The sequence below is a fragment of the Streptomyces sp. NPDC020422 genome (assembly GCF_044386705.1).
Lineage (GTDB): Bacteria > Actinomycetota > Actinomycetes > Streptomycetales > Streptomycetaceae > Streptomyces.
In genome coordinates this window covers 299,405-321,488 of record NZ_JBIRVJ010000001.1, presented here as the reverse complement: position 1 = coordinate 321,488, position 22,084 = coordinate 299,405, and the positions used below count along the sequence as shown (strand labels likewise).

Below are 22,084 nucleotides of genomic sequence, written 5' to 3'. Positions count from 1 at the left end.
GGCCTTCGGACGTCTCCGTCGGCGGGTGCGGCTCTCTCCGGTTATCCGGTGTATTGACGAGTTTCCTCCCTCTTCGTCCGAAGTCAATACCTTCATGGGAATCGGTCCGGATTTCCGCGTAGCCTGGAAGGACCATGTGCCCCTCCGTGATCCCCCGCGGGCCGGGCGCCACCGCCTGGTCGCCCGAGACGGTGACCACCGACCCGTACAACGCCCAGACGCCGTCGGCCGCCCTGACCGCACCGGTCACCCCCGCCGGCGCCCTCTTCGTCCGCGACCACTTCGGCGTGCCGGACCTCACGCCCGGGGGATGGCGGCTGCGGATCGACGGAGCGGTGCGGCGGCCGTGCTCCCTCGGGTACGCCGAGCTGCTCGGCCTCCCGCACACCGAGCTCGACGTGGTCCTGGAGTGCGCGGGCAACGGGCGCGCGCTGATGACACCCCGGCCACCCGGACTGCCCTGGGGGCAGCGGGCGGTCGGCTGCGGGCGCTTCGCGGGCGTGCCGTTCCGGCTGGTCGCCGAGCGGGCCGGGATCGACGCGGCGGCCGTCGAGTTCGTGTTCTCCGGCGCCGACTCCGGCACGGTGCGCGGGCGCCGCACGGCCTTCGAACGCAGCCTGCCGATCGCCGTCGCCCTCCACCCCGACACCCTCCTCGCCACCCGCCTCGACGGCGCCCCGCTCACCCCCGAGCACGGCGCACCGGTGCGCCTGGTGGTCCCCGGGCGGTACGCGGTCGCGGACGTGAAGTGGCTGGTCGGGGCGCGGGCCGTGACGGAGCCCTTCGCCGGGGTGTTCCAGGCCGAGGAGTACGTGTACGTCGACGCGGACGGCCGCTCCCGGGAGCCGGTCGCCGGGCTGCGGGTCAAGTCGCTGATCACCGCGCCGGAACCGGACGAGGACCTGCGGCGCGGCCGGGAGACGCTGGTGCGGGGCAGCGCCTGGTCCGGCGACGGCGTGCCGGTGCGGCGGGTGGAGGTGCGGACCGTGCCCGAGGACGAGCCGGACGGAGCGTCGGCGGCGTGGCGGGACGCGGAGCTGACCGAGCCCTCGGGGCCGTACGCGTGGACGGGCTGGTCCTGCCGGTGGACGCCGAACGCCCCCGGCCGCTACCGGGTGCTCGCCCGGGCCACCGACGCGCACGGCGCCGTCCAGCCGGAGCGGGCGCCGTGGAACGCCCGCGGCTACGGCTGCAACCCCGTGGCGTCGGTGGACGTGGTCGTCGTGTGAGGACGGCCGGCGGACGGAGGCGGTGGCGCCATGCACGAGATCGAGATCACGACCGCCGACTCGCTCGGCGACAACAGCTATCTGCTCGTCAGCGGCGACGAGGCCGCGCTCGTGGACCCGCAGCGCGACAGCTGGGCACTGATGGAGTCCTGCGCCCGTCGGGGCGTGCGGATCCGCTACGCCCTGGAGACCCACGTCCACAACGACTACGTCTCCGGCGCCCTGGAGGTGCGCGCGGCGACCGGGGCCACCGTGGCCGGACCGGCCCGCGCCCCCTACGCCTTCGCCCATCTGCCGCTGGCCGAGGACGACGAGATCACCGTCGGCGATGTCACCGTGCGGGCGATGGAGACCCCGGGCCACACCGCCGAGCACACCTCCTACCTCGTCCTCGACGGCGCCGGCCGCCCGCCGGCGGCCGTGTTCACCGGCGGCAGCCTGCTCGTCGGCAGCGCCGGCCGCACCGATCTGTCGGGGCAGGCGCACGCCGAGGAGCTGGCCCGCGCCCAGTACCGCTCGCTGCGGCGGCTCGCGCTGCTGCCGGACGCCACCCGGGTGCTGCCGACGCACGGCGCGGGCAGCTCCTGCGCCTCGGCGCAGGTGCCGCGCGAGCGGGACCGCACGACGACGGTCGGGGCCGAGCGGCGCGGCAACCCGGCGCTCGCCCCGCGCGACGAGGCCGAGTACCTGGCCCAGCGGGCCGTCGGCCTGCCGCCGTATCCCGCGTACTACCGCCACATGGCGCCGATCAACCGCTCCGGGCCCGCCGTGCTCGGCGGTCCGCCCGTGCCGCGCTCGCTCTCCCCGGCGGTGGTGGCCGGTCTGGTCGGGGACGGCGCGCAGGTCGTGGACGCGCGTGACCGCCGGAGCTTCGCCGCGGGCCATCTGCCGGGCTCGCTCTGCGAGGAACTGGACGAGCGCTTCGCGGGCCTGGTCGCGGAGGTCGTGCCCTTCGGCACCCGGCTGGTGCTCGTCCTGCCCGAGCCGGCGGACGAGGCGGCGGAGGAGGCGCTGGTCCAGCTGCTGCGGATCGGGTACGAGAAGGTCGTCGGTGTGCTCGCGGGCGGGGCCGACGCCTGGGGGCGGGCCGGGCGGGCCCTGCGCTCCTTTCCCACGGCCGACGCCGCCGAGCTCTCCGCCCGGCTCGCCGAGGTGCGGGTGCTCGACGTGCGGCCGGAGCGCCCGGAGGGCGGGATCCCCGGCACGCGGCACATCCCGCTGCGCGAACTGCCGCGGCGGGTGGCGGAGTTGCCCCGGGACCGGGAGATCTGGACGGTGTGCGGCAGCGGCCGGCGGGCGACCATCGCGGCGAGCCTGCTGGACCGGGCGGGCCTGGCGGTGCGGGCCGTGACCAGCGGCGGAGTGGGGGACCTTCGGATCCCGCCGGGTCAGCCGATCGGATGACCCGACGGGCCCGGTACCGGCCCGAGCATGGGAGAAGGGACGGCCCCGCCGACGCCCGCCGCCGACGGATCACGCGGCCATCCCGCCGCCCCGCCGTCCCGCCGTCCCGTCCGCCACCCGCGCCCCAGGAGTCCCGCCGATGAACCGTCCCCGCCCCCTCGCCGGACTGGCCGCCGCCCTCGCCCTGCTGGCGGGCTGCGCGCAGAGCGGCACGGAACCCGCCCGCGCGGCCTCGCCCTCCCGCTCCCCCGCCCCCGCCCCCGCCCCGGCCTCCGCGTCCGCCCCGGCGGGCACGCTGCTCCTCGCCGACTTCGGCGCGGACACGGTCACCTTCGTGGACCCGGCGCGCGGACCGCTCTCCTCGGTGCGGGTCGGCACCGCGCCGTACGGGCTCGCGGTCGGCGGGGACGGCCGGGCCTGGGTGGCCACCGCCGAGGGCGTGGCCGTCGTGGACACGGGGACCCGCACGCGCCTCGCCCTCATCCCGTACCGCACGCCCACCGGCCCGGTGACCACCGGCGAGTACCGGGGCGGCGGCATGGGCATCGCGCTGGCGCCGGACGGGCGCCGGGCGTACGTCGGCGTCAACGTGCCCGGCGGGAACGGCACCCTGGAGGTGATCGACACGGCGGCCCTGAAGGTCACGGAGACCGTGCCGGTCGGGCGGCGCCCGTTCGACGTGGACGTCTCGCGCGACGGCGCGGAGGTGTACGCGACCGGCCACGACTCCTTCGACGTGACGGTGGTCCGCGCCGACACCCTGCGCCCGCGCCGGATCGAGGTGGCCCCGTACGGCACGGAGGGCGGGCTCGGCTCCTGGCTGAAGCCGCACTACGCCGCCGTGCGCCCGTCCGACGGGCGCCTGTTGCTGCCGTTCGAGGGCGAGCGGCTCGTCGTGCTCGACCCGCGCACCGGCCGCTCCGAGGTCGAGCCGATGACGGCGAACACCCACCAGCACGGGGTGGCGGTCGCCCCCGACGGCACGCTCCTCGCGGTCGGCACGGGCCCGATCGACCCCGCCGCCGACCGCGGCCCCTCGCTCACGGTCCGCGCGCCCGACGGCACCGAGCGCGTCCACCCGCTGGACGGACCGCACGAGGACGTCGCCGTCTCGGCCGACGGCCGCACCGCCTATGTCACGGGCGGCTTCACCCGCGACGGCTTCTGGGACGGTCTGACGGTCGTCGACCTCACCGACGGCTCCACCCGCCGGCTCGCGGCCGGTTCGCGCCCGTTGGGCATCGCGGTCCTCTGAGGACCGTCCGTGCCATGGTGTCGGCTGTGACCAGCACCGACCCGGCCCGAGGAGAGTCCATGACCGCCGCCCACCGCAACACCCAGCCGCCGCCCGCGCAGGCCTCCCTCGGCGCGGGGGTGGTGGTCACCGACGCCGCCGGGCGGGTCCTGCTCGGCCTGCACCGCTCGGGCGTCTGGGAGCTGCCCGGGGGCAAGGTCGACCCGGGCGAGTCGATCGAGCAGGCGGCGGTCCGTGAACTGGCCGAGGAGACCACGCTGGTGGCGGCCGAGGCCGACGCCCAGGTGATCGGCCTCATCCTCGACACCCACACCTCCACGGAACTGACCCGGCTGACCGCCGCGACGGTCGTCCGCGCCCACACGGGCACCCCGGCCGTCGCCGAGCCCGACAAGATCGAACGCTGGGAGTGGACCGCCCCCGACCGGCTGCCCGACGCCCTCTTCGTCCCCTCGGCCCAGGTCCTGAAGCTGTGGCGCCCCGAACTCCCCATCCCGGACGGGCCGTTCCACCGCTACGGCATGGTGCCGCGCTGAGCCGCCCGGGCTTTCGGCGGATGGTGGCGGACGATCTGGCACGGCCGGGGCGCCCCTGACATCATGCCGGGAGGGGGAGGGGGTGTCGCTGTGGGGACGGGTGACCGGGTGACGGTGCCGCCGCCGGGCGAGGGCGACACGCGGGTCGCGCGTGAGGCCGGGCTCGGGATGTATCTGCGGGGGTTCCGGGCGCACCACTCCGAGGGCGAGCGGCGCCGTGGCGTACCGCCCTCCGCGCTGCTGCTGCTCGGGGTGGCGACGCTCGGGCTTCCGGTGCTGGCGACGCGGTCGGTGGCGCCCTGGGCCGGGATCGTGCTGCTCGCGGTGCCGTTCGGGCTGATCGGACAGCTGCTGTGGCGGCACGGCAGGGCACCGAGCGCGTCGCTGCGGCCCGGCGAGTACCTGTACCTGTACGAGCGGGGCCTGCTGTGCCCCGGTGAGGACGGGCGGGCGCGGGCGGTGCCCTGGGGAGCGGTGACGGCGATGCACCAGGACGTCACCCGCACCTACGTCCACGGGGGCTACACGGGGACGCACTACTCGTACCGCCTGCTGACCGGCGGGCGGCGCGCGGTGACCGTGCGCGGCTTCGTCAACGAGGAGACGGTGCCGGCGCCCGCCGACTCGCAGATCCGCGAGCTGGCCCAGATCCTCCTGGACGAGACCGTGCGGCGCGCGCTCCCCGTGGCGGTGGCGGCCCTGGAGGAGGGCGGGAGCGTGGCGTTCGGCGAGGTGGCGCTGGACGCCCGGGGCATCACGCTGCCGTCCGGGGCGGCGCCCTGGGACCGGGTGCGGCGCTGCGAGCTGCGCGGGGACGGTCTGGTCGTGGTGCGGACCGCCGGGGGCGGTCGCTGGGCGCGGGAGTCCAAGGAGATCCCCGACTTCCCGGTGTTCTGGGCGCTGGTCAGGGAGCTGCTCCCGACCGCCCGCGAACACCGTCGGTGACGGAGGACGGGGCAGGATCCGAGGTGCGGTCACCGTACGTCACCGAGCGGGGTGCGGCGTCCCTGGTTAGCGTGGCCGTACACACGTCATCGATCGGAAGAGAGTCAGCGTCATGGCCTCACGACCTGAAGGCGCGCCGGTCTGGACCGACGCGATGTTCACGGACATCGAGGGTGCGAAGTCGTTCTACGAGGACGTGCTCGGCTGGACCTTCGGCGAGTCCGCCTCGGAGTTCGGGAACTACACCCAGGCCTATCGCAACGGAAAGGCGGTCGCCGCGGTCGTCCCGCCGATGCCGGGCCAGGACGAGCCGAAGTCGGCCTGGTGTCTGTACTTCGCCTCGCCGGACGTGGCGGCGACGGCGGAGAAGATCAGGGCCGCGGGCGGCACGCTGCTGATGGAGCCGATGAAGGTGGGCGACTTCGGTTCGATGTGCCTGGCGCAGGACCCGGCGGGCGTCGCCTTCGGCGTCTGGCAGGCCGGGGCCCACGAGGGCTTCGAGCTGGAGGGCGAGTCGGGCAGCTATGTGTGGGCGGAGGTCTTCACCCGCGAGCCGGAGCGTTCCGACGCCTTCTTCACCGAGGTCTTCGGCTACGGCTCGAAGAAGATCATGGACGAGCACATGGACTACCGGGTCTTCGACCTGGGCGCCGGGCCCGTCCTGGGCCGGATGGTGATGAGCTCGGACGACTTCCCGCCGGAGATCCCCTCGTACATCCAGATCTACTTCGCCGTCGACAACTGCGACAAGGCCGTCGAGGCGGCCGAGCGGGCCGGCGGGCGCAAGGTCTTCGGCCCCATGGACAGCCCCTTCGGCCGGTTCGCGGCCGTCCTCGACCCGCAGGGCGCGGCGTTCGCGGTGATCGACGTGAAGACCACGGTCGGCGAGATGCCCGAGATGGTCTGAGGGCTCCCCGCGGGTCGGCGCGGGAGCGGAGGTGCCCGGGACCGCGCGGTCCCGGGCACCGTGCGTTTCGCCCCTCAGGCGCCGTCGCGGACGGCGACGATGCCGTTGAAGACCCCGACGTACGCGGTGCCGTCCGGGCCGATGGTGATCGGCGCCCAGTTGTTGTCGTAGGCGACGCCGGTGCCGGTGAGGCGCGACCAGGCGCGCTCGCCGGTGCGGAAGTCGACGGCCGTCAGGTACCAGGCGTCGATGCCGAGGACGTGGGGTCGCTTCTCGTAGAAGTAGAGCAGGCCGTTGGCGGTGGAGAGCTTGGGCACGGTGGACGGCGAGCGGACGTCGCTCTCCCACACGGTGTCGCAGCCGCTGCCGTCGGCCCGGACGTCGACGCGGGCGGCGCCGCCGACGACACTGCGGCCGAAGCTGAGCGTGGTGACGTTCTCGTAGCCGTAGTTGTTCTCGACGACGAGGCTGTTGCCCCAGCTGATCAGGGAGTTGTCGGTGGTGGAGGCGCCCGGGCCGAAGACCGGGACCTTGCAGACGAGCCGGTCGGCCGCGGCCACGTCGGTGCCGCGCCGGTAGACGAGGACGTTCATCCGGTCGTCGGCGTTGTCGGTGATGGCCACGTACTTCGCGCCGTTCAGCCCGAACAGGTCGGGCGTGGTGCCGGAGCCCTGGTTGACGGAGCCGGGCTTGGTGCCGGTGCCCCGGTCGTAGGTCTGGCGCCACTGGACGCGCGGGGTGCCGTCGGCGTCGGCCCGGAAGCTGTAGAGGGCGTGGTCGGAGACGATGGAGACGCCGTCCTCGGCGACGGAGAAGGAGTTCTGGATCTCCTCGCCGTCCAGCCGGATCGCGCGCGGGACGCCGGTGGCGGGGTCGAGGGTGCCGACCCGGCCGAGCCGGGTCACCCACCAGATGCGCCCGTTCCAGTCGGGCATCACGGAGGTGACGGGGTCGCAGACGCCGCTGGGGAAGAGACGGGTCCAGCTGACGCAGTCGTGCGGGACGAGGGAGGTCAGGTCCCAGTCGTCCTCGACGACGAACTCCCAGCCGCCGTCCGCCTTCTGACGGTGCGCGATGCGCTGGATGTGCTGGCGGGAGTCGGCGAGGACGACCCGGTCGCGGTTGTCGAGGTAGAAGTAGGCGCCGCCCGAGGTGTCCTTGAAGATCTTCTCGAAGTCGAGGCGGGTGATGGCCTCGACGGTGGAGGAGCGCTGCGGCAGCTGGTACTCGGCGAGGGTGTCCAGGCCGCGCGGGTCGAGCAGCTTGAGCAGGAAGCCGTTGAAGGTGCCGCAGACGGTGACGAGCCGGCCGCCGGCGTCGAAGGTGACCGTGGCGCACTCGCCGCCGAGGGCGGCGATCTTCTCGCTGTCGACCCGGGGGTCGCGGCCGAGCGGCCCGGACCAGGGGTGGGTGCCGCTGCCGGCGGCGTCGGCGTGCATGCCGCTGCGGCCGTTGGGGGCGAGGTACGGGTGCTGGGGCGGGGCCTCGGCGGGGACGGGCCGGGCGGTGGCGGGCGCGCCCTCGTAGTGCGTGACGAGCCGGTGCCCGGGGGCGAGCGGTATCTCGTCGGCGAGGGCGACGGGCGTGGCGAGGGCGAGCGCGGTCGCGCTCACGGCGGCGATCAGCGCGACTGCGCGGGCTCGCCGACCGGGAGGTCGGGTGGTCAATGCGGCTCCTCGGGTACGTACGTAGGTCGCGCCGGCCGCGACGGTAGGCCCGAGTGCTTGAGATGTACATGGAAATGCGCGCCGTTTCACGCGCACTTCACGATCATGAAACGTTCCGCCGGGACGCGGTCAGGGCTTCAGGCTGGACACCACGTTGGCGGTGGCGGCGACCCCGTTCTGGATCGTGGGCGCCATGCTCGTGCTCGCGAGGAAGAAGCCGAGCAGCGCGCAGACCAGCGCGTGGGAGAACTTCAGACCTCCACTGCGGAGGAAGATCACGGCAAGAATCAGCAGGAGCAGCACCACGGATACGGAAACGGCCATCGCCCAACCCTCCTCCCGCCGCACCGGAATTGCGGCGTTCGGCCGACAGTGTGGCGGACCGGACGATCCGGACGGCGGTACGGCGGCGCGGCCATCCGGGTGACGTTCCGGAGCGGACCGTTCCTGGACGCCGCTTTCCCGGGGCGCGCCCTATCCCCAGGTCTCGGCGATGCTCGGGTGGCGCACCGCCTCCAGCTCCTCGTCGGCGAGGAGCGAGGCGATCAGCGCGGCGCTGCCGAACACCTCGGTGGCGCACAGGTCCCAGTCCGTCAGCACGAACCAGGAGCCGTCCACCGCCCACCAGTTGGCCGGGAACTGCAGCCAACCCCCGCCGCTCCGGCCCGAGCAGCGGTCGTGGTGGGCGGGCGCGTCGGCGAGGCGTCCCGCGCGGGCCGCGACCGGCGCGCCGAGGTCCTCTATGGGCGCCTGGGCCGCGTAGCACGGGGTGTCCGGCCCGTCGGCGCCGTGCCGGGCGAGCAGGGCCACGAGGCGCACCAGGCACGCGCGGTCGATCTCGCCGTCCGAGGGGCCCTCGTGGTCCTGCCGTCCCTCGATGCCCTGGAAGAGCAGATACGAGGGGGTCTTCGGCCAGTCCTCCAGGCGCCGCCCCGCACCCGCGAGCACCTCGCGCCAGCGCAGCCGCCGGCCGTGCTCGTCGTGGATCGTGTGCAGCACCCAGCAGCGGTCCTCGTAACCGCCCCCCGGCTCATGGCCGAGGACCGCGTCACCCGCGTCGAGGACGGGGCGCAGGCCGCCGAGCGGGTGCGCGTCGGGCAGCGGCGTCCAGGGGCTGGTGCGGGTCATGCCGCATTCTCCCGCGGGTCTCCCCCGCCCAGGCAGCCGGCCCACTCCACCGTCCGGTCGCACCAGCGCTCCAGGAGCACCCGGTCGTGCCCGACCGCGAGCAGGCCCGCACCGGTCTCGGCCCGGTAGGACTCCACCGCGCCGACGAGGGCGGCGGTCGTCGAGGCGTCGAGCATGGCGGTCATCTCGTCGCAGACCAGCCAGCGCGGCCGCAGCACCAGGGCGCGGGCCAGGCAGGCGCGCTGGAGCTGCCCGTCGCTGACCTCGTGCGGGCGGCGGCCGAGCAGGTCGGCGGTGAGACCGACGGCCGGGGCGAGGGCCGCGAGGCGTTCGGCGACCAGGCCGCGCCGGCCGGTGGCCCGCAGCGGCTCGGCGATCAGGTCGGCGAGCCGGAGCCTCGGGTCGGCGGCCAGGCGCGGCTGCTGGAAGACCACCCCGATCGCGGTGCGCAGCTCGCGCGGCGCGCGGTGGCGCCAGGCCCGGACCTCGGTGCCGTCGAGGCCGACGTGTCCGGCGTCGGGGCGGTGCAGCAGGGCGGCGACCCGGGCGAGGGTGGACTTGCCGCAGCCGCTGGGGCCGAGCAGGCCGACGGCCTCGCCGGGGGCCACGGTGAGCGAGGCGTCCCGGAAGACCGGCTTGCGGCGCTCGTACCCGGCGGTGACGGAACGGAGTTCAAGCACGCTCGGACCCCCAGGGGTGGTGGCAGGCCGTGCCCGCCAGGAACGTCGGCCGGACGGCACAGGCCTCGTCGGCCCGGGGGCAGCGCGGGGCGAAGGCACAGCCCGGCGGCAGGTCGGACAGTTCGGGCGGCAGTCCCGGGATCGGGGTGAACTCCCGCTCGGGCAGGGCGTCGAGCAGTCCGCGGGCGTAGGGGTGGCGCGGGCCGGGGCTGCCGAAGAAGCGGGCGGCGGGGGCGATCTCCACGATCCGCCCGGCGTACATCACGGCGACCCGGTCGGCGACCCGCCGGGCCGCCGCCAGGTCGTGGGTGATGAGCAGCAGGGCCTTGCCCTCGTCGACGTGCCGGCGCAGCTCGTCGGCGGTGCGGTCGACGAGCTCCCGGTCGAGTCCGGTGGTGGGCTCGTCGGCGAGCAGCAGCGGTGCGTCGCCGATGAGGGCGAGCGCGGTGGCCGCCCGCTGGGCGAGGCCGCCGGAGAGCTCGTGCGGGTAGCGGTCGAGGTGCCCGGCGGGGAACGCGGCCCGTTCCGCGGCGGCCTCGGCCGCGGCCCGCCGCCCGCGCCGAGGGGTGTTCGTGAGCGCGCGCACGGTCTCCTCCAGGTGGTCCCGTACGGTGCGCACCGCCGTGAGGTGGGCGGCGGGGCTCTGCGGGACGAGCCCGACGCGCCGTCCCCGTACGGTGCGGGCGAGGGTGCGCTCGTCGGCGGCGAGCAGCTCCAGGGCGGCCTCGCCGGACCCCGGACCGGCTCCGGTCAGCAGGGCGCTGCCCGAGGTCTCGGCGTTGCCCGGCAGGAGACCGAGCAGGGCGGAGGCGAGGACGGACTTGCCGCAGCCGCTCTCGCCGACGAGGGCGAGGCACTCCCCCGCCGCCAGGTCGAAGTCGGCGCCGGTGACGGCGGCGACGCTGCGGCCGCCCCGCAGGCGGAAGCGGACGGAGAGGCCGCGGACGCTGAGGACGGCGTCGCCGGCGCGCTCGGCGGTGACGGCCTGGAGGGCGCGCACGATCTGCTCGTTCACAGCATCAGCTCCGATCGCCGGCGCGGGTTGAGCCGGTCGCGCCAGATCCCGGCGAGGCCGGCGAGGGCGAGGGTGGGCACGATGAGCAGCAGGCCGGGGAAGAGGGTGGGCCACCAGGCGCCGGCCAGGAGCGAGGAGCGCGCGGTCTGCACGAGGTTGCCGAGGCTGGCCTGGTGGCTGGGCAGGCCGAGGCCGAGGAAGGAGAGCGCCGACTCGTGCCACATGGCGTGCGGGACCATCAGGACGGCGGCGAGTCCGGCCTGGGGCAGGACCGCGGGCAGCAGGTGGCGGACGGTGACGCGCAGGCGGGAGGAGCCGCCCGAGACCGCGGCGTCCACGAAGGGCCGCGTGCGCAGCGACAGGACCTCGGAGCGCACGATCCGGGCCGTGGAGAGCCAGTGGGTGAGGGCCACGGAGACGATCACGGGCCAGAGCCCGGGCCGGAACATGGCCACGACGAAGATGCCGAGGAGCAGGTGCGGCACGGAGGAGAAGGCGTCGACGATCCGCATCACGAAGCGGTCGAACCGGCCGCCGAGCGCGCCCGCGGCGGCGCCGACCGCCGTCCCGATGACGGTGGCGACGAGGGCGGCGACCAGGCCGACGAGGAGGGAGATGCGCAGGCCGTAGACGCAGCGCAGCAGCAGGTCGCGGCCGAGGTCGTCGGTGCCGAAGGGGTGGTCCCAGGACGGCGGCAGCAGCTTCTGCCCCAGGTCGACGGCCTGTTCGTCGAGGTGGACGAGGGGCGGGACGAGGAGGACGGCGAGGCCCAGGGTGCCGGCGACGAGGGCGGAGCTCCAGAGCCGGAGGCGCCGGGTGTGGGGGTCAGCCATCGAAGCCCACCCTCGGGTCGGCGAGTCCGTACAGCAGGTCGGAGAGCAGGTTGCCGAGCAGGACGGCGGCGGTGGCGAGCACGGTGAGCGCGGCGAGCAGCGGGAAGTCGACGGAGACGGCGGCCTGGACGGTGGCGGCGGCGATGCCGGGCCAGCTGAAGACGGTCTCCACCAGGAGGGCTCCGGTGATGAGTTCGGGGACGCGGGAGCCGATCAGGGTGAGCATGGGCAGCATGCCCGAGCGCAGGGCGTGGCCGGTGAGGACGGTCCGTTCGGCGAGGCCGCGGGCGCGGGCGCCGCGCACCGGGTCCTCCTCCAGGGCGTCGCCGACGCCCTGCCGCACGTAGAGGAAGAACCAGGGCAGTTGGGAGACGCCCAGGACGAGGGCGGGCAGCACGAGGTGGGTCGCGACCTGGCCGGCGGTGACGGTGTCGCTCGCGGTGTCGGTGAGTCCGCCGGCGGGCAGCGCGCCGAGCCTGAGGGCGAAGAACCAGATGGCGAGCAGGCCGAGCCAGAAGGCGGGGGCCGCTTCCAGGGTGTACGCGGCGGAGCTCACCGCCCGGTCGACCAGGCCGCCCCTGCGGCGCCCGGCGAGCACGCCGAGGGCGGTGCCGAGGGTGACGGCGACGAGGAAGGCGGTGGCGGCGAGCAGCACGGACCAGCCGAGGCGTTCGGCGATGACGTCGGCGACGGGCTGGCGCATCACGGTGGACTGGCCGAGGTCGCCGCTGACGGCGCCGGTGAGCCACTCCCACCAGCGGGTGAGCAGGGGCCGGTCGACGCCCAGGTTGGCGCGCAGCTGGTCGAGGTTCTCCTGTGAGGCGGTGAGTCCGGCGGTGCCGGCGTAGGCCTTGACGGGGTCGAAGGGGGAGGCGTCGGCGACGGCGAAGACGGCCAGGGTGACGCCGAGCAGGACCGGGACGGCGGCCAGGGCGCGCCGTCCCGTCATCCGGGCCAGGGCCCCCCAGGGGAGGCGGCGGCTCACCGCTTCGGCTTCCAGCTCTCGACGTTCCACCAGGGCCCGGAGGCGAGGCCGTGGTCGTGCGGCTCGACCTGGGTGGTGAGCCCGCCGGAGGGCGTGTCCCAGCGGTCGTTCACCACGTAGAGGTGGTCGATGTGGGTGAGGAAGGTGTAGCCGGGGTTCTTCACCAGGGCGCGCTGGACGGTGTCGTAGGCGGCGCGGCGGGCGGCCGGGTCGTTGGTGCGGCGGCCGTCCTCCAGGGCCTTGTCGACGGTCTTGTCGGAGTACCAGGCCATGTTGTTGAAGCCGTCGCCGGCGAGGGAGGAGGTGAGCAGCAGGTACTGGTCGAAGTCGGGGTCGCCGGGCGAGCCGCCGCCGGCGAGGACGGCGTCGGTCTTCATGCGGGGTTCGATGACCTCCCAGGTACCGGCCTGGGCCTTGATCTCGATGCCGGCCTTCTTGGCGTCGGAGGCGTAGGCGAGGGCGTGGTCCTGGCGGAGTTTGTCGCCGGTGAGGTACCACAGCGGGAAGGAGGCGCGGACGCCGTTCCTGACGCGGACGCCGTCGGGGCCGGGCTTCCAGCCGGCCTCGTCGAGGATCTTCCGGGCGCCGGCGAGGTCGTGGCGGCGCTCGGTGCCCTTGGCGAACCAGGGGCTGTCGGTGGGGACGGGGCCGTAGGCGGGCTTGCCGGCGCCTTCGAGGATCCGGTCGACCATGGCCTGGCGGTCGACGGCGATGTCGAGGGCGCGGCGGACGGCGGTGTCGCCGGTGACCGGGTGGTGGGTCGGCAGGGTGACGGTGCGGTAGTCGTAGGTCCTGGCCGCGTGGGTCTTGCGGCCCTTGTCGTGCGCGAAGCCGGCGGCCAGGGCCGGCGGGAGGATGGCGCCGTCGAGGTCGCCGGCGCGCAGGCGGGTGGCGCGGACGTCGTCGTCCTTGATGATCGCCATGGTGAACTTCTTCACGGCCGGTGCGCCGCCCCAGTAGTCGGGGTTGGCCCGGAAGGTGAGCTTCTCGCCCTTGGACCAGCCGGTGAGGACGTACGGTCCGGTGCCGACGGGCCGGGTCGTGAAGGGGCCGGTGTTGACGTCCTGGTGGCCCGCGATGTGCTCGGGGGCGATGGCGAGGACGGTGCGCTGGGCGAAGGGCGCGTAGGGGTACTTGAGGGTGAAGACGACGCGGTGGTCGCCTTCGGCGCGTACGTCCCTGAGGGCGTCGAGCTCGGTCCTGGAGGCGTTGTTGGTCTTCGGGTCGAGGACGGTGCGGTAGGTGAAGACGACGTCCTTGGCGGTGAACGGCCGGCCGTCGCTGAACTTCACGCCCTTGCGCAGCTCGTAGCTGTAGGTCAGTCCGTCCGCGCTGATCTTCGGGAGGGCGGTGGCGAGGGCGGGTCGCAGCTTCATGTCGGCGTCGAAGGCGAGCAGGCCGTCGAAGATCTTGGAGTTGCCGTCCTTGCCGTAGCCGAGGAGGGGGCTGAGCGACTCGGGCTCGTAGGCGATGCCGACGACCGCGGAATCCCCGGGGCCGCCGGAGCCCGCGGCGCCGCCGGGGGTCGAGCAGGCCGCCGCGGTGAGGGCCAGGGTTCCGGCCAGCGTCGCGGCGGCCGCGCCGCGTATGGATCGGGCGGTCATGACGTCCACACCCCTTTTGAAGATCAACCGTTATTGCGAACAGCTTGCAATTAAACAGTATGTAAAGGGGTGCCGGCGGCAGGGGTCCCTTACGGGACCTCTCGCAGCCGCCTACGCGGGCGCCGGGAGGTCCACCAGAGCGGCGATCGCGTCCTGGTGACGCCCCGCCGAACCCAGCGCGATGGCATCGGACTTGGCCCGCTTCAGCGCCAGGTGGGCGGGGTGCTCCCAGGTCATCCCGATGCCGCCGTGCAGCTGTACGCACTCCTCCGCCGCGCGCACCGCGGCCTTCGAGCAGTACGCCTGGGCGACGGCCACGGTCAGCTCGGCGTCCTCGGCGCCGGTCGCGAGTGCGTCGGCCGCCGCCCGTGCCGCCGCCCTGGCCCCCACGAGCTCCAGCCAGAGCTGGGCCATCCGGTGCTTGAGCGCCTGGAAGGAGCCGACCGGCCGGTTGAACTGGTGCCGGTCACGGGTGTGCCGCACGGTCTCCTCCAGGCACCATTCGGCGAGCCCGAGCTGCTCGGAGGCGAGCAGCCCGGCGCCGGTGAGCAGCCCGCGCCGGACCGCCTCGCGGGCGGCGGCGGCGTCGGCGAGCCGGGTGCCCCGCGCGCCGCTCGCGTCGACGGTGGCGAGCGGGCGGGTCAGGTCGAGCGGGGACCGCGGGGTGACGACGGCGTCCGCGGCCTCGACCGCGTAGAGGCCGTCGGCGCGCGGCACCAGGAGGACGTCGGCGGCGACGGCGTCGGCGACGGCCGGGACCGGCGCCTCGGAGCCGGCCGGCACCCCGTCGGGGGCCGTCGAGAACGGGACGGCGAGGACGGCGACGCGCTCGCCGCGCGCCAGCGCGCCGAGCAGGTCCGCGACCGGGCCCGTCTCCGCGCCGAGCGCCAGGAGCGTCCCGGTGGCCACCACCGCGCTCGTCAGATACGGCGCCGGGGTCACCGCGCGCCCGAGCTCCTCCAGGACGACGGCCGCCTCGCGGTGGCTCGCGCCCTGGCCGCCCAGCTTCTCCGGCACGAGCAGTCCGGCGGCGCCGATCCCGCCGGCGAGGGCCTCCCAGAGGCCCGGCGGGTAGGGGTTCGGGGTCTCGATCCGGCCGAGCACGGTCGCCGTGTCCGCCCGGTCGGCGAGCAGGGAGCGGATCGCCGCGCGCAGGTCGTCCTCGGTCTGGGAGTACAGCAGGTCGCTCATCGCGCGAGGTCCTTCCAGGCGACGTCCTTGTCGTTGCGGGGCTCGGCGGGCAGCCCGAGGACCCGCTCGGCGACGATGTTGAGCAGCACCTCGCTGGTGCCGCCCTCGATCGAGTTGCCCTTGGAGCGCAGATAGCGGTAGCCCGCGTCGCGCCCGGTGAAGTCGACGAGGTCGGGCCTGACCATCGTCCAGTCCCCGTACGACAGGCCCTCGTCGCCGAGGAGTTCGACCTCGAGGCCGCTGATCTCCTGGTTGAGGCGGGCGAAGGCGAGCTTCATGGCGCTGCCCTCCGGGCCCGGCTGGCCCGCGACGAGCTGCTGGCGCAGCCGCTCGCCGGTGAGCCTGGCCACCTCGGCGTCCACCCACAGGTCGAGCAGCCGTCGGTGCAGGGCGTGGGTGCGCAGTTCGGGCCGGGCGCGCCAGGTCCCGGCGGCCTTGCCGATCATGCCGCCCTCGCGGGGGATGCGGGCGCCGCCGATGGAGACCCGCTCGTTCATGAGGGTGGTCTGGGCGACCCGCCAGCCGTCCCCGACCTCGCCGATGCGGTGGCTGTCGGGGATGCGCACGTCGGTGAGGAAGACCTCGTTGAACTCGGCCTCGCCGGTGATCTGGCGCAGTGGGCGGACCTCGACGCCGGGGTCGGTCATATCGCAGACGAAGTAGGTGATGCCGCGGTGCTTGGGCTGTTCGGGGTCGGTGCGGGCGATGAGGATGGCCCAGCGGGCGACATGGGCGCTGGACGTCCACACCTTCTGCCCGTTGACGACCCACGAGTCGCCGTCGCGCACCGCGCGGGTGCCGAGCGCGGCGAGGTCGGAGCCCGCGCCGGGCTCGCTGAAGAGCTGGCACCAGACCTCCTCGCCGACCCAGAGCGGCTTGAGGAAGCGCTCCTTGACCTCGTCGGAGCCGTAGGCGAGGAGCGTCGGGGCGGCCATGCCGAGGCCGATGCCGATCCGGCGCGGGTCGTTGTCGGGGGCGTTCGCGGCGGCGAGTTCGGCGTCGACGACGGCCTGGAGGGAGCGCGGGGCGTCGAGTCCGCCGAGGCCGACGGGATAGTGCACCCAGGCGAGTCCGGCGTCGAAGCGGGCGCGCAGGAAGTCGGTGCGGTCGGTGGTGGCGGGCGGGTGCTCGGCGAGCAGCCGGCGGGTGCGCTCGACGAGCGCGGCGGCGTCGGGGGCGGGCGTCATGCGCGGGCTCCTTCCGGGAGTCCCGCCGGGAGAACGACCAGCCGGCCGGTGGTGACGCCCTCCGAGACCCGCTGCACGGCGTCGGCCGCGGCGTCGAAGGGGACGCGCTCGCTGACGTACGGCTTGATCAGGCCCTTGGCGGCGAGCTCGGTGAGGGTCTCGTGGCAGCGCAGGACGGCGGCCGGGTCCTTGAGGTTGTACAGGCCCCAGTGCAGCCCCAGGATCGAGTAGTTCTTCACCAGGGCGTGGTTGAGGGCGGGGGCGGGCACGGTGCCGCTGGCGAAGCCGACGACGACGATCCGGCCCTCGAAGGCGACCAGTTTGGCGGACTGCTGGTAGGCGGCGCCGCCAACCGGGTCGTAGATCACGTCGGCGCCCCGGCCGCCGGTGGCCTCCTTGACGGCGGCGACGACGTCCTCGGTGCTCCGGTCGACGACGGCGTCGCAGCCGAGCTCGCGGGCGACGGCGGCCTTGTCGGGGCCGCCGACGACGCCGATGACGGTGGCGCCCGCGGCCTTGCCGAGCTGGACGGCGGCGCTGCCCACGCCACCCGCGGCGGCGTGCACGAGCAGGGTCTCGCCCTCCTTCAGGGCGGCCCTGCGGTGCAGCCCGAACCAGCCGGTCTGGTAGGCGATGTGGAGCGCGGCGGCCTCCGCGTCGTCCAGGGCCTCGGGGGCCGGCAGCAGGGCGCCGGCGTCGGCCACCGCGTAGGCGGCGAGGCCGCCGTGGGGAAGGGCCGGGGTGGCGATGACCCGGCGCCCGTCCTCGGTCTCCCCGCAGATCTCCACGCCGGGGGTGAAGGGCAGCGGGGGCCGCACCTGGTACTGGCCCCGGCACAGCAGCGCGTCGGGGAAGTTGATGCCGGTGGCGCGGACCTTGAGCAGGACCTGGCCGTCGCCGGGCACCGGGCGTTCGATGTCGTCGCGCTGCATCACCTCGCCCGGTTCGCCGTTCTCGTGCACTCGCCAAGCCTGCATCCGGGGCCTCCAGCAGCCGTCGTCGGTCCTGCGCGGTCGACGGCATACTAAGCGGTCGCTTGGTCCTGGGGGAACCAGGCGCTCAGGACTTCTTCGGACGCGCCCTCACATGCATCCGCTCCCCCTGCGGTCCGAACAGGCTCAGGAACTCGACCGGCCGGTCCCCGGCCGCACCGAACCAGTGCGGCACCCGGGTGTCGAACTCGGCCGCCTCGCCGGGCCCGAGGACCACGTCGTGCTCGCCGAGCACCAGGCGCAGGCTGCCGGAGAGCACGTAGAGCCACTCGTACCCCTCGTGCACCCGCGGGTCGGCCGGCTCGGCGCCCGGTTCCTGGACGACCTTGTAGGCCTGGAGTCCGCCGGGCTGGCGGGTGAGCGGGTAGAGGGTGCGTCCGTGCCGGACGATCGGCTTCGCCCGCACCCGGGGGTCGCCGACGGGCGGGGCGCCGACCAGTTCGTCGAGCGGCACCTGGTGGGCGCGGGCGATCGGCAGCAGCAGCTCCAGGCTGGGCTTGCGCTGACCGGACTCCAACCGGGAGAGGGTGCTCACGGAGATGCCGGTGGCGGCGGAGAGCTCCGCCAGGGTGGAGCCGCGCTCGCGGCGGATGCGGCGCAGCCGGGGGCCGACCTCGGTCAGCACCGCGTCGATGCGGTCGTCGTCTTCGCTGGTCATGGCTCCATTGCAGAAACGGCAACTTCCTTTGTCAAGCGAGCACGGTCGGGGCGACCCTCGCGGCATGGCCGGGAACGAGATGTACGACGTGGTGGTGGGCCGCTTCACGGCCGTGGACGAGACGGGCCGCACCAGCGTGCCGGGCGTGTGGGCGGCGGGGAGCGCGGTCGGCGCGCACGAGCAGGTGGTCAACGCGGTGAGCGGCGGCTACCGGGCGGGGGCCGCGGTCAGCGGGACCTCCTCCTCGCCGACCTGGACCGGAGGGCGGGCGCGAACGGGGCCTGACGGGGCTTCAGTTCTCGGCCGCGGGGCGCTATCGATGCGCCCATGGACGAGACGAAGGACACGACGGACGAGGGCTTCGCCAGGACTCCGGGATTGCCCGCCCCTCCCCCGCTCGGCGCGAGCGCACTGCCGGCCGGCACCTTCCGGGGCCGGGCGGTCCTGGTGACCGGCGGGGGCTCCGGCCTCGGCAAGGCGATCGCCGCCGAGTTCGCCCGGCTCGGCGCCGATCTGGCGATCCTGGGCCGCACGGCCGGGCGGCTCGCGGCGGCCCGCGAGGAGCTGGCGGCGGTCGCCGGGACCCGGGTGGTGACCGGGGTGTGCGACATCCGGGACCCGGATCGGGTCGCCGGGGTGCTCGACTCCTGCGAGGCGGCACTGGGCGCCCGGCCGGACGTCCTGGTGAACTGCGCGGCCGCCAACTTTCCCGTGCCGGCGGAGGAGTTGTCGCCGAACGGCTGGCGGGCGGTGGTGGACATCACCCTCACCGGGACCTGGTTCGCCACCCGGGAGTTCGCCCGCCGGCATCTGGCCGCGGGGACGCCCGCCTCCGTCGTCAACGTCGGCGCCTCGTACGCGTGGACCGGCGGCCCCGGGTACGCGCACTCGGCGGCGGCGAAGGCCGGGGTGAAGAACCTGACGGAGACCCTGGCCGTGGAGTGGGGGCCGTACGGAATCCAGGTCAACGGCCTGGTGCCGGGCCTCATGCCGCACGAGGACATGGTGCCCGCGGTCCGGGCCACCCTCGACCGGACCGGGCGGCCGGACGCCCGGCAGCCCGCCCTGCGGGTCGGGCACCCGCGCGAGCTGGGCTGGGCGGCGACCTTCCTGGCCTCCCCGTACGCCCGTTTCGTCAGCGGGCACACCCTGGTGGTCGACGGGGCCAACTGGCAGCGCAGGTCCCTGGTGAACGATCCGGTGGTACCGGTGCGGGCACAGCTGGGGCACGGGGCGTTCGTGTGGCGCGCGGCGGACGGGGGCTGAAGCGCGCTGGGCCGTGCGGATGAAACCGGGCCGGCGGGGCTGCGGCGGGCGGGAGCCGGGGCGAGGATCGGTCATGGTGGCCGGAACCCGGTCACCCGCTCCGCCTCGGCACGGCCTCCCCACCGGAAGGACGGGACTCTTCCTCATGCTCGGTACGGACTTCACCACGGGCTCACCCGACTGGCTCGACCTCGGCAGCCCCGACACCGCCGCCGCAGCGATGTTCTACGGCCGGGTCTTCGGCTGGGACTTCGTCTCCGCCGGCCCCGACACGGGCGGCTACGGCTTCTTCCAGCAGGAGGGCAGGACCGTCGCCGCCCTCGGCCCGCTCACCGAGGAGGGCGCGAGCAGCGCCTGGACGATCTACTTCGAGACGCCGGACGCCGAGGCCACCGCCAAGGCCGCCGAGGAGGGCGGCGGCCGGGTCCGGCTCGCCCCGGTGGACGTCATGGACGCCGGGCGGACGGCCGCCCTGACCGACCCGGCCGGCGCCGACTTCGCCGTGTGGCAGCCGAACGCCGTGCGGGGCCTGGAGCGGACCTCCGAGAACCACACCCTGCTCTGGGCCGAGCTGCACGTCCCCGACCCGGAGGCCACCCTCGGCTTCTACCGGGAGCTGTTCGGCTGGCGGTGGTCGGAGATGGAGTCGTCCGGCATGACCTACCGGGTGATCTCGACGGCAGCCGGCGACCAGGAGGACGCCACCTTCGGCGGGGTGGCCCCGCTGCGGGAGGGGGCGAAGAAGGCGCACTGGATCCCCTACTTCGCGGTGGCGGACGCCGATGTCGTCGCGACCTCCGTCCAGGAGAGCGGCGGCTCGGTGCTCATGCCGCCCGCGGACGTCCCGGACGTGGGCCGGATCGCCTGGCTCGCGGACCCCTTCGGGGCGCCGTTCGCCGTCCTGCGGCCGGACCCCGGGATGTGACGGTCGGGGCCGCTCAGCGGCCCTCGAAGCGGGGCGGCCTGCGGGCCGCCTTCGCCGTGTAGCCCTCCCGGGCGTCCTCGGAGGCGAGGGTGACCGCAGCGGCGAGCGCGGTGCGGTCGAGGGCGGCGGCGAGGCCCTGGTCGGCGAAGGCGTCGATGTTCCGCTTCACCGCCCGGACGGCGAGCGGGGCGGCCGCGGCGATGGCCCCGGCCGTCTCGTACGCGGCCGGCGCCAGGCCCCCGGCGGTCGTGACGCGCTGGACCAGGCCGAGGCGTTCGGCGGTGGCGGCGTCGATCCGGCGGCCGGTGAGCGCCAGGTACTTCGCCCAGCCCGCGCCCGCCTCGCGGGCGATCCGCAGGTCGCCGCCCGCGTCCACGGCGACGCCGATCCCCGTCTCGGGGAGGGCGAAGACGGCGTCGTCGGCGGCGATCCGGATGTCGGCCATGAGGGCGAGCTCGAAGCCGAAGCCGAGGCAGTAGCCCTGCACGGCGGCGACGACGGGCTGCGGCAGCCGGGCGAAGGCGGCGAAGCGCTCGTGGGCCCAGCGGACGCCCTCCGCGTAGTTCTCGGTGCGCTCGGCCGCCGACCGCCCGGAGATGGCCCCGCCGGGTGCGGTGACGTCGATCCCCGCGCAGAAGGCGCGCCCCTCGGCCCGCAGCAGCACCGCGCGGACGCGCTCGTCGAAGCGGATCCGGTCCGCGACGAGACCGAGCTGGCGAGTGGCCTCCCAGCTCCAGCCGTTGAGCTTCTCCGGGCGGCAGAGGGTGACCACCGCGATGCCGTCCTCGACCCGGAGGGTGAGCCGTTCCCCGCCCTCCGGGACGGTGTGGTCGAGCGTGTCGATCACCGCGACCTCCCCGATTCCTGATGCACCGTCAGACCGGGGGTGGAGCCTAGCGTCCGCGCCCTACCGGGGGAACACCTCGAACGCCACCGCGGGGCGCCCGCCGAAGCGGCCCGATGCGCGGGCCGTCGAGGTGGCGACGAACTCGCGGCAGTACGCCTCCGCGTCCTGGTCCGTCAGCGCCTCGATGTAGGTGCGGTGGGACAGGAGCGAGCGGGTGGCGCGCTCCAGGCCCGGGCCCGCGTCGACCGCGTGGGTCGGGAGGTTGGAGCCGGCCACCGCGACCCAGCGCACCCCGTCCCAGGGTGCGAGGCCCTCCTCGGTCAGCTCGGGGAAGATCCAGCGGTTGCCGGCGTCGGCGGCCGCGTCCAGGGTGGCGCGGCCGACGGCCCGGTGGTCGGGGGTGTTCCAGAAGCCGCCGGGCTCGGGGCCCCAGGTGTCCCGGTGGTTGAGGGTGAGGACGAGTTCGGGACGGTGGCGGCGGATGGCGGCGGCGATGTCGCGGCGCAGCCCGAGCCCGTACTCGATCACCCCGTCCCGGTGGTCGAGGAACTCCACCGTCCGTACGCCCACCACCGCGGCGCTGTCCCGCTGTTCGCGCTCGCGCAGCGGACCGCACTCGGCCGGCCCGAGGCCGTCGATGCCCGCCTCACCGCGGGAGGCGAGCACGTAGACGACCTCCTTGCCGGCGTCGGTCCAGCCGGCGACGGCCGCGGCGCAGCCGTACTCCAGGTCGTCGGGGTGGGCGACGACGGCGAGGGCGCGCTGCCAGTCGGACGGCATCTCTTCCAGCTGCGGCGGGGTCTGCCCGGTGGTGGTGTCGGTCATGGGCG

The 22,084-nt window shown here is 74.9% G+C and carries 22 protein-coding genes and 1 pseudogene; 9 read left to right on the top strand and 14 right to left on the bottom strand.

Annotation, left to right across the window (positions count from 1 at the left end):
- The first annotated feature begins 134 nt into the window (after positions 1 to 134).
- The 6 genes from ACH414_RS01535 to ACH414_RS01510 all read left to right on the top strand — a co-directional run bounded on the left by ACH414_RS01535 (position 135) and on the right by ACH414_RS01510 (position 6,276).
- Positions 135 to 1,229 (top strand): sulfite oxidase, encoded by a 1,095-nt coding sequence (locus tag ACH414_RS01535; RefSeq protein ID WP_398940534.1) that lies wholly within the window; start codon positions 135 to 137, stop codon positions 1,227 to 1,229.
- 30 nt (positions 1,230 to 1,259) lie between these two features.
- Complete coding sequence (locus ACH414_RS01530; RefSeq protein WP_398940533.1) at positions 1,260 to 2,633, top strand: rhodanese-like domain-containing protein; 1,374 nt, start codon at positions 1,260 to 1,262, stop codon at positions 2,631 to 2,633.
- 139 nt (positions 2,634 to 2,772) lie between these two features.
- Positions 2,773 to 3,888, top strand: coding sequence for a hypothetical protein (locus ACH414_RS01525; RefSeq protein ID WP_398940532.1), 1,116 nt, complete (start codon positions 2,773 to 2,775; stop codon positions 3,886 to 3,888).
- Between the two features lie 14 nt (positions 3,889 to 3,902).
- On the top strand, positions 3,903 to 4,424 hold the full coding sequence (locus ACH414_RS01520; RefSeq protein WP_386561924.1) for an NUDIX hydrolase: 522 nt from the start codon (positions 3,903 to 3,905) through the stop codon (positions 4,422 to 4,424).
- A 90-nt stretch (positions 4,425 to 4,514) separates the two neighbouring features.
- A complete protein-coding gene (locus tag ACH414_RS01515) occupies positions 4,515 to 5,369 on the top strand; it encodes a DUF6585 family protein (RefSeq protein ID WP_382534327.1) in 855 nt (284 codons plus the stop codon).
- Between the two features lie 112 nt (positions 5,370 to 5,481).
- On the top strand, positions 5,482 to 6,276 hold the full coding sequence (locus tag ACH414_RS01510; RefSeq protein WP_382534325.1) for a VOC family protein: 795 nt from the start codon (positions 5,482 to 5,484) through the stop codon (positions 6,274 to 6,276).
- 74 nt (positions 6,277 to 6,350) lie between these two features.
- Here the strand turns inward: ACH414_RS01510 and ACH414_RS01505 are convergent, their stop codons facing one another.
- The 12 genes from ACH414_RS01505 to ACH414_RS01450 form a co-directional block, all read right to left on the bottom strand.
- A complete protein-coding gene (locus ACH414_RS01505; protein WP_398940531.1) occupies positions 6,351 to 7,943 on the bottom strand; it encodes a hypothetical protein in 1,593 nt (530 codons plus the stop codon).
- 129 nt (positions 7,944 to 8,072) lie between these two features.
- Positions 8,073 to 8,267 (bottom strand): hypothetical protein, encoded by a 195-nt coding sequence (locus tag ACH414_RS01500; protein WP_382534321.1) that lies wholly within the window; start codon positions 8,265 to 8,267, stop codon positions 8,073 to 8,075.
- A 150-nt stretch (positions 8,268 to 8,417) separates the two neighbouring features.
- Positions 8,418 to 9,071 carry a hypothetical protein gene (locus tag ACH414_RS01495; RefSeq protein ID WP_386561844.1) on the bottom strand — a complete coding sequence of 218 codons (654 nt, stop codon included), beginning with the start codon at positions 9,069 to 9,071 and terminating at the stop codon, positions 8,418 to 8,420.
- Positions 9,068 to 9,751, bottom strand: a complete 684-nt coding sequence (locus ACH414_RS01490; protein WP_382534317.1) for an ABC transporter ATP-binding protein — start codon at positions 9,749 to 9,751, stop codon at positions 9,068 to 9,070. Before ACH414_RS01490 ends, ACH414_RS01495 begins: the two co-directional genes overlap by 4 nt.
- Positions 9,744 to 10,766, bottom strand: coding sequence for an ABC transporter ATP-binding protein (locus ACH414_RS01485; protein WP_382534315.1), 1,023 nt, complete (start codon positions 10,764 to 10,766; stop codon positions 9,744 to 9,746). The genes ACH414_RS01490 and ACH414_RS01485 overlap by 8 nt, the downstream gene beginning before the upstream one ends.
- Complete coding sequence (locus ACH414_RS01480; protein ID WP_398940530.1) at positions 10,763 to 11,599, bottom strand: ABC transporter permease; 837 nt, start codon at positions 11,597 to 11,599, stop codon at positions 10,763 to 10,765. Before ACH414_RS01480 ends, ACH414_RS01485 begins: the two co-directional genes overlap by 4 nt.
- Positions 11,592 to 12,584 carry an ABC transporter permease gene (locus ACH414_RS01475; RefSeq protein WP_386561837.1) on the bottom strand — a complete coding sequence of 331 codons (993 nt, stop codon included), beginning with the start codon at positions 12,582 to 12,584 and terminating at the stop codon, positions 11,592 to 11,594. Before ACH414_RS01475 ends, ACH414_RS01480 begins: the two co-directional genes overlap by 8 nt.
- Positions 12,581 to 14,188 carry an ABC transporter substrate-binding protein gene (locus ACH414_RS01470; protein WP_398940529.1) on the bottom strand — a complete coding sequence of 536 codons (1,608 nt, stop codon included), beginning with the start codon at positions 14,186 to 14,188 and terminating at the stop codon, positions 12,581 to 12,583. Before ACH414_RS01470 ends, ACH414_RS01475 begins: the two co-directional genes overlap by 4 nt.
- Before the next feature lie 111 nt (positions 14,189 to 14,299).
- Positions 14,300 to 15,379 carry an acyl-CoA dehydrogenase family protein gene (locus ACH414_RS01465; protein ID WP_382534307.1) on the bottom strand — a complete coding sequence of 360 codons (1,080 nt, stop codon included), beginning with the start codon at positions 15,377 to 15,379 and terminating at the stop codon, positions 14,300 to 14,302.
- Complete coding sequence (locus ACH414_RS01460) at positions 15,376 to 16,566, bottom strand: acyl-CoA dehydrogenase family protein (RefSeq protein ID WP_382534305.1); 1,191 nt, start codon at positions 16,564 to 16,566, stop codon at positions 15,376 to 15,378. Before ACH414_RS01460 ends, ACH414_RS01465 begins: the two co-directional genes overlap by 4 nt.
- A complete protein-coding gene (locus ACH414_RS01455; protein ID WP_398940528.1) occupies positions 16,563 to 17,543 on the bottom strand; it encodes an NADPH:quinone oxidoreductase family protein in 981 nt (326 codons plus the stop codon). Before ACH414_RS01455 ends, ACH414_RS01460 begins: the two co-directional genes overlap by 4 nt.
- Before the next feature lie 82 nt (positions 17,544 to 17,625).
- Positions 17,626 to 18,216: a helix-turn-helix domain-containing protein gene (locus tag ACH414_RS01450; RefSeq protein ID WP_382534301.1), complete on the bottom strand. Its 591-nt coding sequence runs from the start codon at positions 18,214 to 18,216 to the stop codon at positions 17,626 to 17,628.
- 112 nt (positions 18,217 to 18,328) lie between these two features.
- Between ACH414_RS01450 and ACH414_RS01445 the strand changes: the two are divergent.
- From ACH414_RS01445 to ACH414_RS01435, 3 genes and pseudogenes are all read left to right on the top strand, one after another.
- A pseudogene (locus tag ACH414_RS01445) lies at positions 18,329 to 18,501 on the top strand (thioredoxin reductase); the annotation flags it as partial.
- Between the two features lie 42 nt (positions 18,502 to 18,543).
- On the top strand, positions 18,544 to 19,482 hold the full coding sequence (locus tag ACH414_RS01440; RefSeq protein ID WP_386561825.1) for an SDR family oxidoreductase: 939 nt from the start codon (positions 18,544 to 18,546) through the stop codon (positions 19,480 to 19,482).
- Between the two features lie 145 nt (positions 19,483 to 19,627).
- Complete coding sequence (locus ACH414_RS01435; RefSeq protein WP_386561823.1) at positions 19,628 to 20,407, top strand: VOC family protein; 780 nt, start codon at positions 19,628 to 19,630, stop codon at positions 20,405 to 20,407.
- 13 nt (positions 20,408 to 20,420) lie between these two features.
- On the opposite strand, the gene ACH414_RS01430 is transcribed toward ACH414_RS01435, so the two are convergent.
- On the bottom strand, positions 20,421 to 21,254 hold the full coding sequence (locus tag ACH414_RS01430) for an enoyl-CoA hydratase/isomerase family protein (protein ID WP_391768095.1): 834 nt from the start codon (positions 21,252 to 21,254) through the stop codon (positions 20,421 to 20,423).
- Between the two features lie 60 nt (positions 21,255 to 21,314).
- Positions 21,315 to 22,079 carry a PIG-L deacetylase family protein gene (locus ACH414_RS01425; RefSeq protein ID WP_398940527.1) on the bottom strand — a complete coding sequence of 255 codons (765 nt, stop codon included), beginning with the start codon at positions 22,077 to 22,079 and terminating at the stop codon, positions 21,315 to 21,317.
- Positions 22,080 to 22,084: the final 5 nt, after the last annotated feature.

What these genes read in the sequence shown, in the direction of transcription:
- ACH414_RS01535 (WP_398940534.1), top strand. Translation starts at nt 135, where the DNA reads ATGTGCCCCTCCGTGATCCCCCGCGGGCCGGGCGCCACCGCCTGGTCG.
- ACH414_RS01530 (WP_398940533.1), top strand. Translation starts at nt 1,260, where the DNA reads ATGCACGAGATCGAGATCACGACCGCCGACTCGCTCGGCGACAACAGC.
- ACH414_RS01525 (WP_398940532.1), top strand. Translation starts at nt 2,773, where the DNA reads ATGAACCGTCCCCGCCCCCTCGCCGGACTGGCCGCCGCCCTCGCCCTG.
- ACH414_RS01520 (WP_386561924.1), top strand. Translation starts at nt 3,903, where the DNA reads ATGGTGTCGGCTGTGACCAGCACCGACCCGGCCCGAGGAGAGTCCATG.
- ACH414_RS01510 (WP_382534325.1), top strand. Translation starts at nt 5,482, where the DNA reads ATGGCCTCACGACCTGAAGGCGCGCCGGTCTGGACCGACGCGATGTTC.
- ACH414_RS01500 (WP_382534321.1), bottom strand. Translation starts at nt 8,267, where the DNA reads ATGGCCGTTTCCGTATCCGTGGTGCTGCTCCTGCTGATTCTTGCCGTG.
- ACH414_RS01495 (WP_386561844.1), bottom strand. Translation starts at nt 9,071, where the DNA reads ATGACCCGCACCAGCCCCTGGACGCCGCTGCCCGACGCGCACCCGCTC.
- ACH414_RS01480 (WP_398940530.1), bottom strand. Translation starts at nt 11,599, where the DNA reads ATGGCTGACCCCCACACCCGGCGCCTCCGGCTCTGGAGCTCCGCCCTC.
- ACH414_RS01470 (WP_398940529.1), bottom strand. Translation starts at nt 14,188, where the DNA reads ATGACCGCCCGATCCATACGCGGCGCGGCCGCCGCGACGCTGGCCGGA.
- ACH414_RS01465 (WP_382534307.1), bottom strand. Translation starts at nt 15,379, where the DNA reads ATGAGCGACCTGCTGTACTCCCAGACCGAGGACGACCTGCGCGCGGCG.
- ACH414_RS01460 (WP_382534305.1), bottom strand. Translation starts at nt 16,566, where the DNA reads ATGACGCCCGCCCCCGACGCCGCCGCGCTCGTCGAGCGCACCCGCCGG.
- ACH414_RS01455 (WP_398940528.1), bottom strand. Translation starts at nt 17,543, where the DNA reads ATGCAGGCTTGGCGAGTGCACGAGAACGGCGAACCGGGCGAGGTGATG.
- ACH414_RS01450 (WP_382534301.1), bottom strand. Translation starts at nt 18,216, where the DNA reads ATGACCAGCGAAGACGACGACCGCATCGACGCGGTGCTGACCGAGGTC.
- ACH414_RS01440 (WP_386561825.1), top strand. Translation starts at nt 18,544, where the DNA reads ATGGACGAGACGAAGGACACGACGGACGAGGGCTTCGCCAGGACTCCG.
- ACH414_RS01435 (WP_386561823.1), top strand. Translation starts at nt 19,628, where the DNA reads ATGCTCGGTACGGACTTCACCACGGGCTCACCCGACTGGCTCGACCTC.
- ACH414_RS01425 (WP_398940527.1), bottom strand. Translation starts at nt 22,079, where the DNA reads ATGACCGACACCACCACCGGGCAGACCCCGCCGCAGCTGGAAGAGATG.